This window comes from Occultella glacieicola, from assembly GCF_004353825.1.
Lineage (GTDB): Bacteria > Actinomycetota > Actinomycetes > Actinomycetales > Beutenbergiaceae > Occultella > Occultella glacieicola.
On record NZ_SMNA01000002.1, the window covers coordinates 542,330 to 556,189 of the forward strand.

At 69.6% G+C, this 13,860-nt stretch carries 13 protein-coding genes; 6 read left to right on the forward strand and 7 right to left on the reverse strand.

Features of this window, described 5'->3' with window-relative positions:
- The first annotated feature begins 22 nt into the window (after window positions 1–22).
- Window positions 23–1,429 (forward strand): Nramp family divalent metal transporter, encoded by a 1,407-nt coding sequence (locus tag EXU48_RS05370; RefSeq protein ID WP_133106544.1) that lies wholly within the window; start codon window positions 23–25, stop codon window positions 1,427–1,429.
- 142 nt (window positions 1,430–1,571) lie between these two features.
- Entirely contained in the window at window positions 1,572–2,432 is an 861-nt protein-coding gene (locus tag EXU48_RS05375) for a sugar phosphate isomerase/epimerase family protein (protein ID WP_235856844.1), read from the forward strand.
- 85 nt (window positions 2,433–2,517) lie between these two features.
- On the opposite strand, the gene EXU48_RS05380 is transcribed toward EXU48_RS05375, so the two are convergent.
- Complete coding sequence (locus tag EXU48_RS05380; protein ID WP_133106546.1) at window positions 2,518–3,912, reverse strand: class II fumarate hydratase; 1,395 nt, start codon at window positions 3,910–3,912, stop codon at window positions 2,518–2,520.
- Window positions 3,913–4,145: 233 nt separating this feature from the next.
- Between EXU48_RS05380 and EXU48_RS05385 the strand changes: the two genes are divergently transcribed.
- The gene (locus tag EXU48_RS05385; protein ID WP_133106547.1) at window positions 4,146–5,768 is read left to right on the forward strand and encodes a hypothetical protein; all 1,623 of its coding nucleotides are present in this window, start codon (window positions 4,146–4,148) and stop codon (window positions 5,766–5,768) included.
- Window positions 5,769–5,791: 23 nt separating this feature from the next.
- Here the strand turns inward: EXU48_RS05385 and EXU48_RS05390 are convergent, their stop codons facing one another.
- The 6 genes from EXU48_RS05390 to EXU48_RS05415 form a co-directional block, all read right to left on the reverse strand.
- Window positions 5,792–6,043, reverse strand: a complete 252-nt coding sequence (locus EXU48_RS05390) for a hypothetical protein (RefSeq protein WP_133106549.1) — start codon at window positions 6,041–6,043, stop codon at window positions 5,792–5,794.
- A complete protein-coding gene (locus EXU48_RS05395; RefSeq protein ID WP_133106551.1) occupies window positions 6,022–6,657 on the reverse strand; it encodes a hypothetical protein in 636 nt (211 codons plus the stop codon). Before EXU48_RS05395 ends, EXU48_RS05390 begins: the two co-directional genes overlap by 22 nt.
- An 8-nt stretch (window positions 6,658–6,665) precedes the next feature.
- A complete protein-coding gene (locus EXU48_RS05400) occupies window positions 6,666–7,643 on the reverse strand; it encodes a carbohydrate ABC transporter permease (protein ID WP_133106553.1) in 978 nt (325 codons plus the stop codon).
- Window positions 7,636–8,568 (reverse strand): carbohydrate ABC transporter permease, encoded by a 933-nt coding sequence (locus tag EXU48_RS05405; protein WP_133106555.1) that lies wholly within the window; start codon window positions 8,566–8,568, stop codon window positions 7,636–7,638. Before EXU48_RS05405 ends, EXU48_RS05400 begins: the two co-directional genes overlap by 8 nt.
- 25 nt (window positions 8,569–8,593) lie before the next feature.
- On the reverse strand, window positions 8,594–9,871 hold the full coding sequence (locus tag EXU48_RS05410; RefSeq protein ID WP_133106557.1) for an extracellular solute-binding protein: 1,278 nt from the start codon (window positions 9,869–9,871) through the stop codon (window positions 8,594–8,596).
- 333 nt (window positions 9,872–10,204) lie between these two features.
- Window positions 10,205–11,311 (reverse strand): substrate-binding domain-containing protein, encoded by a 1,107-nt coding sequence (locus EXU48_RS05415; protein WP_165962689.1) that lies wholly within the window; start codon window positions 11,309–11,311, stop codon window positions 10,205–10,207.
- Between the two features lie 154 nt (window positions 11,312–11,465).
- Between EXU48_RS05415 and EXU48_RS05420 the strand changes: the two genes are divergently transcribed.
- From EXU48_RS05420 to EXU48_RS05430, 3 genes are all read left to right on the forward strand, one after another.
- Window positions 11,466–12,485 (forward strand): hydroxyacid dehydrogenase, encoded by a 1,020-nt coding sequence (locus EXU48_RS05420; protein ID WP_133106561.1) that lies wholly within the window; start codon window positions 11,466–11,468, stop codon window positions 12,483–12,485.
- Window positions 12,482–13,351 (forward strand): sugar phosphate isomerase/epimerase family protein, encoded by an 870-nt coding sequence (locus EXU48_RS05425; RefSeq protein WP_133106563.1) that lies wholly within the window; start codon window positions 12,482–12,484, stop codon window positions 13,349–13,351. The genes EXU48_RS05420 and EXU48_RS05425 overlap by 4 nt, the downstream gene beginning before the upstream one ends.
- Before the next feature lie 86 nt (window positions 13,352–13,437).
- Window positions 13,438–13,830, forward strand: a complete 393-nt coding sequence (locus EXU48_RS05430) for a DUF1304 domain-containing protein (protein WP_328591621.1) — start codon at window positions 13,438–13,440, stop codon at window positions 13,828–13,830.
- Window positions 13,831–13,860 lie beyond the last annotated feature (30 nt).

The window sequence follows — 13,860 nt, forward strand, 5'->3', positions numbered from 1 at the left end:
ACTACCGATCGGGGAATGAAGGATGAGCAGCGACAACGCCGGTACCAGACACGTCACCGCCGACCTGGTCGATCCCTACGCGCTGGATCCCCGGGATGTTCAGGACCCGCCCACCACCATCCGAGGGCGCCTCCGGTTCCTCGGCCCGGGCATGATCACCTCGGCGGCCGTCGTCGGTTCCGGGGAGCTCCTGACCGCGACCACGCTGGGCGCCGAGGCGGGCTTCGTCCTCCTCTGGCTCGTCCTGGTCTCCACGTTCCTCAAGGTCTGGGTGCAGATCGAGCTGGGCCGGTGGTCCATCTCGACCGGCAAGGTCGCGGTGACCGGCTACAACGAGGTCCCCCCGAAGATCGCCGGGCGCGGCTGGATGGCCTGGCTCGTCCTGCTGATGTTCATCCAGTTCCTCACCAGCCAGGCCGGGGTGATCAGCGCGGCCGCCTTCGCGTTCTCCTCGCTCATGCCCATCGGTGGCGACCCCTACTCGCTGGTGTCGATCGGCACCTGGGTGGCGATCCTGGTCGTCATCGCGATCGGGATCCACGTGTGGAACAGGTACACGATCGTCGAGGGCGTCTCGACGGTGCTGGTCGTGCTCGTCACGACGTTCGCCGTGGTGATCGTGTTCCTCATCCAGGGCAGCGCCTACGACTGGAGCCTCGCCGACCTTGGCGAGGGGATGCGGTTCCAGATCGCGCTCGGCTCGATGGGCGTCGCGCTCTCCATGTTCGGCCTGACCGGCGTCGGCGCCGGCGAGGTCACCGCGTACACCTACTGGTGCGTCGAGAAGGGTTACGCGGCCTGGTCGGGCAGGAACGACGGCTCCGAGGCGTGGGCCCGGCGCGCCCGGGGCTGGATCAAGGTCATGAAGATGGACGCATGGGTGGCCTGGGTGGTCTACACGATCTCGACCGCGGCGTTCTATGTCCTCGGCGCCGCCGTGCTGCACCCGCAGGGGATCGTGCCCGAGGGCGACGAGGTCATGACCACGATCTCGAGCATCTTCTCGACGGCGGTCGGGCAGTGGGGCGCGACCGTGTTCCTCATCGGCGCCGGTGTCGCACTCTTCAAGACGATCATCGCCAACGTCCCCAGCCTCGGCCGCCAGGTGGGCAACACGCTCGCGGTGTTCGGGGCCTTCGACTGGAGTGACCAGATCCAGCGTGACCGTTGGATGCGGGGCATCATGGTGGTGCTGCCGATCATCTGGGGCCTGCTCGGCACGGTCGTCTCCTCGCCGCTCGCCCTGGTCATCCTGGCGGGGATCCTGAATGCGGTCTTCCTCATGGGCGTCGCGGCGTCGACCGTCTACCTCTCCCAGCGCCAGACCGATCCTCTGGTCAAGGACGGCGCCGCGTTCACCGTGATGCTCGTCATCTCCGCGCTGGCGATCTTCCTGGTCGGCATCGTGGGCCTGACCAACCTGTTCTGAGGCCCGCGCACGGTCGAGGATGGCAAACCCCGGCAACCGCTGCCGGGCGATGCTCGAGGTCGCCTAGCCTCGGGGAACAAGGGATGGCCGAGGGCGTCCGTCCCTGTCACGGCAGGGACATGAATCGAAGGAGAGTGCGACGATGGCCAAGATCGGCGTCCAGGCGATGATGCTGAAGGACAAGTTCGAGGAGCTGGGGCCCTACGAGACCCTGAGCCGGATCACCGACCTCGGTTACCACGCCGTCGAGATCTCACAGATCCCGATGACGGCCGAGAACGTGGCCGAGCTGGCGCGTGCCCGCGACGAGCTCGGCATGGACGTCGGGGCCCTGTCCGCCACGGTGGAGCCGAACCCGACCGGTACCGGCGAGGCGCTCAGCACCGACTTCGACAAGATCGTCGACGACGCGAACACCCTCGGCGCCCGCTACATCCGGATCGGCATGATGCCACTGACCGCGATGGCCTCCCTCGAGCAGGTCCTGGACTTCTGCCGGAAGGCGGACGAGGCGGCCGCACGGCTCGCCGGACAGGGTATCGGGCTGTACTACCACAACCACCACATCGAGTTCGCGAAGTACGACGGCAAGCGCCTGCTCGACATCATCAACGAGACGGCCCCGAACCTGCGTCTCGAGCTGGACGTGCACTGGGTCCAGCGCGGCGGCGGTGACCCCGTCCGCACGCTCCAGCGCTACGCCGACCGCACCGACCTGGTGCACCTCAAGGACTACCGGATCGGCCAGATCGACCCGGCCGTCTTCGAGGCCCTGGCGAACGGCGACCGTGGCGCCTTCACGCAGGCGTTCTCGAACGTGGTCCAGTTCGCCGAGGTCGGCGAGGGCAGCCTCGACTTCAAGGAGATCGTCGACCAGGCCGTGGCCAACGGCGTGAAGTACATGTTCGTGGAGCAGGACCAGCTGTACGGCCGCGATGTGTTCGACGCCCTGAAGATCTCGCACGACAACCTGGTCTCGCTCGGCTTCGCCGACCTCTTCTGAGGTTCGCCGACCACCGACGGACAGCGGGGCCCGGACGATCTCTCGTCCGGGCCCCGCTGCGCGTCTACGGCGCCTCTAGGGCGGCCTACGGGTGGGTCATCGAGGCGACGTCGAGGGCGGTGTCCAGCTGCTCCGGGGTGACCTCACCACGCTCGACGTAGCCGAGGTCCTCCACGGCCTGCCGGATCGTGATGCCGTTCGCGACGGAGTGCTTGGCGATCTTCGCGGCCGCCTCGTAGCCGATGATCCGGTTGAGCGGCGTCACGATCGACGGTGAGGACTCGGCGAGCTCGCGAGCCCGCTCGACGTTCGCCGTGATGCCGTCGACGCACTTCGTCGCCAGCGCTCGCGAGGCGTTCGCGAGCAGGTTGATCGACTCGAGCAGGTTTCGCGCGAGGACCGGCAGCATCACGTTCAGCTCGAACGTTCCGCTGGCGCCCGCGAAGGCGATCGCCGCGTCGTTGCCGATCACCTGGGCGGCGACCATCAGGGTGGCCTCCGGGATCACCGGGTTCACCTTGCCGGGCATGATCGAGGACCCCGGCTGCAGGTCCGGCAGCGCGATCTCGCCGATGCCGGCGCGCGGGCCCGACCCCATCCAGCGCAGGTCGTTGCAGATCTTCACGAGCGAGACCGCGATCGTGCGCAACTGGCCGGAGGTCTCCACGAGTGAGTCCTGGGCGCTCTGCGCCTCGAAGTGGTTCGGCGCCTCGGTCAGCGGTAGCCCGGTGTTCTCGGCGACCAGCGCGATCACCCGCTGTGGAAAGCCGGCCGGGGTATTGATGCCCGTGCCGACGGCGGTGCCCCCCAGGGGCAGTTCGGCCAACCGGGGCAGGGCGGAGTGCACGCGGGCGATCCCGTTGCGGATCTGCTGGGCGTAGCCGCCGAACTCCTGCCCGAGCATCACCGGGGTGGCATCCATCAGGTGCGTCCGGCCGGCCTTGACCACGTCGGCGAACTCCGTGGCCTTGGCCTCCAGCGACGCGGCCAGAACCTCGAGCCCGGGAAGCAGTTCATTGATCACGGCCTCGGTGGCCGCGATGTGGATCGAGGCCGGAAACACGTCGTTGGAGGACTGGGACGCGTTCACGTGGTCGTTCGGGTGCACGTCCGTGCCGGCCTCCGTGGCGAGGGTCGCGATGACCTCGTTCGCGTTCATGTTCGACGACGTGCCGGAGCCCGTCTGGAACACGTCGATCGGGAAGTGGCCGTCGAACTCACCGGCGATGACCCGGTCGGCGGCGGCCCGGATCGCGTCGGCCCGAGCCCGGTCGAGCACGCCGAGCTCGGAGTTCGCCAACGCGGCGGCGCGCTTGATCTGCGCGAGCGCCGCGATGTGGTGGCGCGAGATCCCGGTGCCGGAGATCGCGAAGTTCTCCACCGCGCGTTGGGTCTGGGCGCGGTACTTGGCATCCTTGGGAACCCGGACCTCCCCCATCGTGTCGTGTTCGATGCGGTACTCGGTCGCGTCCTGCGTCATCACTGCTCCGTTGTCGGCTGGTTGTGTCCCGAGTATCCCAGGTACGACGGCTTCGGTCAGCCTGCGGGCGGGACCTGCCCGACGGGTGCCGGTCCGGACGGGCCGGCGTCCATGGCCCGACCGGGCAGTGCCGGGAGTCGCATGGTGAGCACTACCCGGCCCCGGGCAGCCCCCGGCCGCGCGAGGTCTGCCATCATCGGCAGCCACGGCCCCGACCTGGAAGGAACCTGACGATGGGTGACCTGTTCGCCTGGTGGCTCGGCGGCGGAGACTGGTACGACCTCGAGCAACGCCGCCGGATCAGCGACCTCGAGGCATCGCACCACGCCTCCCAATCCTCGATGCGGCGTCAGATGCACCGCGCAACCACCGATCTCGCCACCCGCGTGAACCAGTTGGAGAGCGCCCTGGTCGCCGTCGTCGAGCTCGAGGACACCCGCGAGCGACTCACCGAGCACGCCGACGCGGCCGCCACCCGCCGGTTCGCGCGTGAGGTCGTCGCCGCACTGCCCGCGCTGGGGCGTGCGGACGGGGCCGGCCAGGTGACCGCGGTGCCACCACCGGACGTCCCCGGGTACTGGCTCCATCCGGCCAGTCGTGCGCTGGCGGCCGAGCTCGAGCCTGCCGTTCTGCAAGGCTCGGCCGACCCCGAGGCACTCCTTGCCGAGGCCCGCCGGCGGGACACCTTCCAGACGAACCAGACCATCGTGTGCCTCGCAGCCATGACCGGGCGCCCCGAGCGCGCCCACCGGCTGCTCCCGGAGTTGTATCCCGCAGGTGACCAGGTGACCGATGACGAGCTCGTGATCTGGCGCGCGGTGGCCACCGGACGGTTCGGGGAGGACGCCCGTGCCGGTCTGGTCGACGCCCTTCGCCGGGTGGTCCAGGTGGACGGCCCCCTGACCGCCGAGATCGAACGGCTCGCCCTCGGCGGCCGGCGGGACACCGGCGTGCCGGCCGTCGACGCCGGGGTCGGTCTGGAGAAGCTGCACGCCTGGGTGTCGTCGATCGTGACCGCGCCGGTGACCGGGACCCCGGGCGAGTCCAAGTCGGCCGACGACGCCCTGGCCGATCAGCTCGCTCTGCTGATCACCCGGGGCGCCCCGGGCGAGGAGGGCATCCTGCGCCGCATGGTCCAGATCCGTGGGGCGCTCGCCGCGATCGGGGTCTCGGACGGCCCGGCCCTGCCGCCGACCCCCGACCACACGGCCGTCGGCTCGGTACGTGAGACCGTGCTGGGCGACCTCGATCCGCGGCCGAGCGGGCCGAGGTGGCGGTTCCAGATGCTGGGTGGCGACGGTCGCGAGGACGTCACCCCGCCGGACCCGGAGCACCGCCTCGTCGCCCTCCGGGTGGTCGCCCCCGCCGTGGCACAACTCGCCGACCGCCTGGTGGAGAAGGCCAGGACGCCGCCCGCGCAGACGGACCGGGTGCGCCTCGGCCGCGGGGTCGAGGTCACCCTCACCCCGACCGGCCCGACGTCGTCGACGTGGCAGAAGCAGGTCGTCTCGACGCCCCCGCTCCCGGCCTGGCGGCGTCCGACCGCGATCGGCCTCGGCGTGGCCGCGGTCCTGCTCGGCCTGCTGTCCATCCAGGCCGGTCCCGGGATCATCGTGATCGGCGCGATCGCCGCCATCGCCGCGGGCGTGATCTTCTACCGGGACCGCAGCGAAACGGCTCGGTCACAGGCCGAGGCGCAGTCGCAGCGACAGCGCGCCGAGCGCACGATCGCCGACGCCCAGGAGCGCCTGCACAAGTCCGTTGAGGACTCGGCCGCTGCTGCCGAGGCGGCGCAGACCCACCACCGGGCGATCGTCGCCGCGCTCGAGGCGACCGGGCGAACGGTGTCAGCCTGACGTCGGCTCCGTTCGCCGCTCCCTCACTGCCTGCGCAGCACCACCCGCCGGAACGTCCCCACCCCGGTCGGCTCCGGCACCAGCGTGACGCCGCGGCGATCGGAGCGCACGCTCAGACCTTCGTCGACGTGCTCCACCTGCTGGCGCTGGGCGCCCGGGACGGTGACGGCGGCAGGCTTGACCGCACCCTGCCGCCGGACTGCTTCGTCCTTGATGCCCGACGGCGGCCGCTCGCCGGGCAGGCCCGCTCGCCTCAGGCGGTCGAGAGGTCCCACGAGTCGAGGTCCCGGTCGGCATCGGCCCGTGCCCGGCGCTGAGCCGCCGTGGTCGCCGGCCCCCAGACCTTGGCGATCAGCCAGGCGGGCACGCTGAGTCCGCAGGCGATCGTGATCGGCGCCAGCACCCAGACGGGCGTCGTGACGATCACGACCAGGACCGTGGCCAGCGCCCGCAGTGGCGAGGTGAGGACCAGGCGGGTGGCCTCGGCGAGCACCTCGGACCGGTGCGCGTCCAGGTCGGTCGTGCCCGCGGCGCGCACGTACGCACCGAAGAGGGCCCCGACCACCCAGTAGGTGGGCACCAGCAAGCCGGCGAAGAAGACCCGGGTTCCGCCGTCGAACGCCGTCACCATGAGCCACCCCGTGGCCACCCCGACCAACACGAACACCCACCACCCAAGCGAGACCGGCAGGTCCCGACGTAGGGTCCGACGCAGCTGGGTCAGCACCACCCGCCCGGAGGTGTCGGCGTGCTCGTCGAGGTCGGCCATCACCCGGGCGTTGCCGGCGAACGCGGGGATCACCCCCACGAGCGACAGCAACCCCAGGAGCCCGGCCCAGTTGGCGGCGACCATGGCCGCCGGGTAGCGCAGGAGCTTGTTCAGATCCATGCCGGTCCCTACTTGATCCCGGATCCGACGAAGCCGTTCACGAACTGCTTCTGGAAGAAGAAGAACATGACGATCATCGGAACCGCGGCCATCGTGGTGCCGGCCATGAGCAGGTTGAACTCGGTGCCCGCCTCCTGCCGGAACACCGACAACCCGAGCTGGATCGTGCGCAGGTTCGTGCTGGAGGTCACCAGCAACGGCCACAGGAAGTTGTTCCATCCGGCCTCGAAGGCCAGCAGCGCGACCGTGAGCATCCCGGGCCGGATCAACGGAGCCATGATCTGCACGAACGTGCGTGCCTCGGACGCGCCGTCGATCCTCGCGGCCTCCATCAGTTCGGTCGGGGTCGAGATGAAGAACTGGCGGAACAGGAAGATGTTGAAGGGTGAGACGAGCGCCGGGATCAGCAGCGCCCACCAGGTGTCGTACCACCCCGTGCCGCCCTGCCCGAACAGATCGTTGCCGCCGGCGAACGGCACGAACCGGATCATCAGGAACTCGGGGATGACGATCGCGTAGAACGGGATCATCATCGAGGCCAGGATGAAGCCGAAAAGCACGCTCGCCCCCCGGAACCGAATCTTCGCGAGCGCGTAGCCGGCCATCGACCCGAGCACCAGGTTCGAGATCGTGTGCACGGCCGCGATGATGAAACTGTTCCGGGCGTAGATCCCGAAGGGTGCCCTCTCCAGGGCCACCGTGAAGTTCTCCCAGTGCCACTCCGTTGGCCACAACGGCATGTCCGCCGAGTAGATCTCCGGCGACGAGCGCACCGAGGTGAGGAACATCCAGACGAACGGCATCGCCATCACGACCGAGACGACGATCAGGAAGATGGTCAGGGCGAACCGGGAGATCCGGCGCTGCTTGCTCGCCGAGGCCCGCTTGGCGCGCCGCTCCTGCCGTCGATCGGCCTTGAGCCTGGCTGACTCCTGCTCGGTGCCGACGGGCGCGTCGATGGTGCCGGGGAAGGCGGTGTCAGTCATCCTTACCACCCGTGACCTTTCTCGAGATGATGGTCAGGACGACCAGGACCACCAGAAGAACGACCGACTGCGCGGTGGCGAGCCCCATCCGGAACTGCTGGAAGGCCGTCTGGTAGATCTGATAGGTGATGACGGTCGTGGAGTTCGCCGGACCACCATTGGTCAGGTTGTAGATCAGGTCGAACGTCTGGAAGTTCCCCACGATCGAGGTCACCAGGATGAAGAAGGTCACCGGCTTGAGCATCGGGATCGTGATCCGGAAGAACTTCTGCACGGCCGACGCGCCGTCGATGTCCGCGGCCTCGTACAACTGCTGGTCGATCCCCTGCAACGAGGCCAGGTAGATCATCATCTTCAGCCCGATGCCCTGCCAGATGGTCACCAGGATCACAGAGGGCAACGCCTGCGACGGACTCGCGAGGAACGCCTGGTTGGGTAGCCCGAAGAAGCCCAGCACGATGTTCAGCAGCCCGTTCCCGCCGGGCGAGTAGATCCACAGCCAGATCATCGCGATCGCCACGGTCGCGGTGACGTGCGGTAGGAACACCGCCGTCCGGAAGATCGAGTTGCCGCGCAGGCCCTGGTTCAGCATCACGGCCAACGCCAAGGAGATCAGCATCGAGATCGGGATGCCGACGACCGCCATGATGAAGTTGTTCCCCAGCGCCTTCCAGAACACCGGATCGTTCGCCAACGTCACATAGTTGTCGATCCCCGAGAACTCCGGCGGGTTCAACATGTCGTAGTTCGTGAAGCTCAGGATGATCGACACGACGACAGGCAGCCCGGTCCACAGAGCGATGTGGATCGTCGCCGGGGCAGCGAACAGCAACCCCCAACGCCCCTGCCGTTGTGTCAACGTGGCGCCCCGCCGACGCGCGGGCGGGGCGGACTGGGTCTGCCTGTCGACCGTGTTGGTACTCATCGGGTACTCCTGACGATCGTCCTGCTCAGACGCGCGAGAGCGCGTCCTGGGCGGCCGCGGTGAGCGCATCGATGGCCTGCTGCGCGGTCTTCTGTCCGGTCACGGCGGCCTCGAGCTCGGGCGCGACCAGACCACGGATCTCCATCCAGGCAGGGCTGCCGCCCTCGAACGCGGTGGCGTAGCCGAAGTTGTCGATCGTGTACTGCGCCATGAGGTTGTCAGTCACGACGGGGTCCTCGATGTCGGTCCGGGCCGGCACCTTCCCGCTCTCGGTGACCGCGGTGAGCAGCGGCTCGGCCTCGAGCATGTAGCTCAGCAGCTCCTGGACCTTGTCGGCGTGCTGGGTCCGGGACGACATCGTCAGCAGGGTGCCGCCGGTCCACATCACCGGGTCACCGCCCGCCTCGGCGGACGGAAGCAGGAACATGCCCATGGCGTCCTCGGTCACCAGTTCCGGGCTCTGCTCCGTGAACGACGGCCACAGGCTCGAGTTGAGCAGGTCGACGGCTGCCTGTCCCTGCTGCCAGGGTCGGGGCTGGCCCTCGGCACCCTTGACGTCGAAGTTCGCGGTGCCGTCGGCGACGAGATCGAGCATGTACTGCAGCGCGGCCAGGCCGGAGCCGTCGTCGAAGGCCACCGCCGTGCCGTCGTCATTGAACAGACGTCCGCCGTAGCACCCGAGGAGGTGGCTCCAGGTCTGGCGGATGTTCGAGGAGAACAGGTCGATGCCCACGCCACCGTCCGGCGTGACCTCCTTGAGCGCCTCGCGCAGGTCGTCCAGGTTGGTGGGAACTTCGGCGATGCCTGCCGCGTCGAACAGCGCCCTGTTGTAGATGCAGATGCGACCGTCGACGAAGTACGGCAGTGCGTGCAGTTTGCCCTCGTAGCGGCACTGGGCGAGCAGGTTCTCGTTGACAGGGAGCCCGTCCAGCAGTGATTCCGGCAGCTCGGTCAGGACGCCCTTGTGAGCGAACGGCTCCACCCAGCCCGCGCCCGGCATGATCACATCGGCGACCAGGCCACCGGCCACCGAGGTCGACAGCTTCTCGTTCAGCTTCGTCCAGTCGGTGTAGTCGACCTTGTAGGAGTAGTCGGTTCCCTCGAAGAAGCCGTCGAGGATGCCGGTCTCGAGGGCGGCCTTCCCGGTGGTGCCCGCGAACTCAGGCGTCAGGAGTGAGATCTCGCCCCCGCCACCACCGTTTCCGCCACCACCGCCGCTGCCGCTGCCGGAGCAGGCGGCGAGGGCGAGCGCGGAGAGGGAGACCCCGGATGCGGCCAGGAAGTCTCGTCTGCGAAGCGTCATTGCTTGTCCTTTCAGATCTGGGAGGGTGCTCTGACCCAACCCTTAGGAGGGTGAACCGTCGGCGCGTTCGTGCCGATGTGCTGCCGGAGGACCTGCGGGTTCCAGGTCGTGCTGAGGTCTGTACTTGTCGGGGGTCCGAGTCCGACGATGGACGCGGGGCGGGCTTCAACTGTGACGCTAACCACGCCATGCGCGGGATCCGGCCTTGTTGCCGTTTGTTGCCTCAGCCTGCTCGCTGTTGAGCATCTCTGCTCACGGGTGTTCAGTGGTGAGCAGGTTACCTCACGCCGGCCGGCCGCCCGGCCGGGTCTGCCCTCCGTGAGCGCCGAGCCCTCACACCCAGGCCGTCGAGGCACGCTCGATGAGCGCCGGAGTCAGGATGACTCGCCGGACCGGCAGGTGGGATCCGCCGGGCGCGAGCCTGGAGAGCAGGAGCTCGACGGCGTAGTGGCCGATCATCGCCTTGGGTGGGCTCATGGCGGTGATCGCGGGCGAGGCCAGGTTCGCCACCTCATCGTTGTAGCTGATCACCGAGAGGTCCTCGGGCACGCGGACACCCAGTTCGGCGCAGCGGCCGACGAGCTCGAGGGCGTCGTCGTCCGGATGCACCAGGACCGCGGTGGTCGCGCTGGCTCGCATCCGCTCGATGAAGTCGTCCAGGGCCGACCGCCAGCCGGGCTCGGAGTAGACCCTGACGGTGGCGTCCGGCGTCCCCTCGACCGGCAGTCCGAGGTCCTCACACGCCGCGCCCCAACCCCGCCGCAGCTGGCCGGCGGTGACCGAGTCGGAGACCATCAGCCCGATCCTCCGGTGTCCACGGGCCTGCAGCTGGCGCACCGCCAGCGCGGCACCGAGTTCGTGGTCCGTCGACACCGCCTCGATCGGCTGGCCATACGTCCCGACCTCGAACTGTCGCTCCGCCAACACCACCGGCACCCCGAGAGAGGCGAGCCACTCGCCCAGGTCCGGCTCGGCCACCCGCGGGTCCGGAGCCAGGATCAGCCCGTCCACCTTCGTGGTCACCAGCAGGCCCCCGACATCCCGGCGGTACTCGGCCGGATCGTAGGTCGACCCCCGCAGCGCGATGGTCGCACCGCGCTCGTCGGCCGCCAACGTCGCGCCCCTGGCGATCTCCGGCCAGTAGTTGTGACGCAGGGTCGGCACCACCATGCCGAGGACGAGGCCCCGACCGTTCGGCTGGGCCGGCCGCTGGAGCGCTTCCTCCGCGACCCGGACCTGGCGCACTCCGCCGCGGACCCGGTGCGCGTGACCCTCGCGCTCCAGCAGCCCCACGTCCCGACGCACCGTCACGGCCGTCACCCCGAGCCTCGCGGCGAGCGCGTCGATGCGGTGCGTGGCGCCGTCCTGGAGCACCCCGAGGAGTCGCTCCCGTCGCTCGTCGGGAAGGAGGGCGCGGGTGCCACCCGAAGACTCATCCATGGCTGCTCCAGTCTGCGGTCCGCGGACCCCACCGTGACCACCACGCATGATCAGTCCGCTACTGTACGGTTCGTTAAGTGTCGTTCATGATCATGATTGATCCAATTCGACACGCACGATGTGGCACTCACCCGATGATGGGACGCGAGGAATCATGGCATCAACCCGACCGCGAGCACTGCTGGTCATGAGGGACTGGGCCTACCAGACCCAGTTCGGCCCGGACGAGCTGGAGCGACTGCGCGCGCTCGCCGATCTCGGCCCCGACGAGACTCCGCTCTCCGAGCTCGACTCCCCCGCCGCCCGTGCCCGCCTGGCCGACGCCGAGGTCCTGGTCACCTCCTGGGGCTGCCCCCGACTGGACGAGGACCGGCTCGCCGCCGCCCCGAACTTGCGCGCGGTGTTCCACAGCGCCGGGACCGTGCGGTCGCTGGTCTCCGACGAGCTCTGGGCACGCGGGATCCGCGTCACGACGGCAGCCGAGGAGAACGCCGAGCCGGTCGCCCAGTTCACGTTCGCCGCCATCGTGTTCGCCGGGAAGAAGGCTCCGTTCCTCGCGCAACGGGCCCGGACCGATCGCGCGGACTGGTCCTACAAGTTCCGACACACTGACGAGCTCGGCAACCTCGGCCGAACGGTCGGCCTGATCGGCTTCTCCCGGATCGGCGCGCGCGTGGCGCAGCGGCTGCTCAGCCTCCCGGTCCGGACGCTCGTGTACGACCCGTTCGTGGACGACGCCCGGATCGAGGCGGCCGGGGGCCGACGGGTCGAACTGGACGAGTTGCTCACCTCCTCCGACATCGTGAGCGTCCACGCCCCGCAGCTGCCGAGCACGCACCACATGCTCGGCGCGGACCAGCTCGCCCTCATGCGCGACCGCGCCACGCTGATCAACACCTCGCGGGGCTCGCTGATCGACACCGAGGCGCTGACGGCCGAGTGCGCCAGCGGCCGGCTCGACGCCATCCTCGATGTCACCGACCCGGAGCCGCTACCGCCCGACTCGGTCCTCTACGATCTCCCGAACGTGATGATCACCCCGCACATCGCCGGATCCCTGGGACTGGAGACCCGCCTCATGAGCCAGCGCGCGCTCACCGAACTTGCCCGGTACATCGACGGCCTGCCCGCGGAGGAAGAGGTCACGGCCGAGGCGATGGGAGTCATGGCGTGAGCCGGGCGCGCTGGCGCGTCGGCGCGTCGACCCTGGGTGCACCGGGCGAGGATCTGGGAGGCGTGATCGGCACGCTCGGCCGCCATGCGGTGGACGTGGTGGAGCTGCGCGCGGCCCCGGACGCGCTCGTCCACACCGAGCTGACCGCGCCCGAGCGTGCCCGGGTCCGCCAGGACCTGGAGTCCGCGGGCATCGAGGTACTCGCGGTCGCGAGCGGTGTCCGCGCCGGCGCGGACACCGACGACGACTCGGTGGTGTCCGCGCTCGTCGCCCATCTGCACCTGGCGCATGACCTCGGTGCCAGGTTCGTGCGGGTGTTCCCAGGCGCGCCGACCCATCCGGCCGGCAAGGACGAGCTGCCCCGGCTGGTCGAGGACGCCGCGGGCGCCGATGCGCGGATCGCGCGCCGGCTCGCCGCCGTGCTCCCGGTCGCGGCCGCCGTCGGTGTGCGCCCGGTCCTGGAGACGCACGACTCGCACCCGCGGGGCGCCGACCTGGTGCGCGTCCTCGACCTCCTCGCCGCCGAGCACCCGGACCACGCCGTCGGCGTCATCTGGGACGCGCTGCATCCGTGGCGGGTCGGCGAACGCCCGGCCGAGACCGCCGCCGCCCTGCTCCCGCACCTGCGCGACGGCCGTGGCTACGTCCAGATCAAGGACACCGTCAGCGCCGCGGACACCACGCCCGTCCTGCAGGGCACGGGCGCCGTTCCCGTGGACGAGGTCCTCGACGAACTGGCTGGCGGTGGCTACGACGGTCCGGTCTCGTTGGAGTGGGAACGCACCTGGTACCCACAGGTCGAGACCCTGGGCGAGGCGCTCGGCGCGGCGGTCACGGCGGTCGCGAACTGGCCGGCCCGCACCTGAGTCCCACCGCGTGTCGGCGCCGGTGATCCCGACCGCCCTGCCAGGCTGTACCCCGTCGGCGATCGGCGTCGGTAGGCCGGGACGGGATGCTCATGCTCGTGATCGCGCAGGTCCTCGCGGGTCTGGGTGCCCTGGTGCACGTCTACATCTTCGTGCTGGAGTCGTTCGCGTGGAACACCCCCCGTGGTCGCGCCACGTTCGCAACCACGCCCGAACAGGCCGCCTCGTCCGCCGACCTCGCCTACAACCAGGGCTTCTACAACCTCTTCCTCGCGGTGACGAGCGCGACCGGCATCCTGCTGCTCTCCGTCGGGAACACCGGCCCGGGCGCCGCCCTGGTGTTCGCCGGCTCGGGCTCCATGGTGCTGGCCGCGGTCGTCCTGCTGACCCGCAACCGGGCCATGTCCCGCGCAGCGGCCGTGCAGGGTGTTGCGCCGCTGCTCGCGGTCGTGGCGCTCACGCTGGCCCTGGTCGGCTGACACCGGCCCGACGGCGTAGCGCATGTCGAG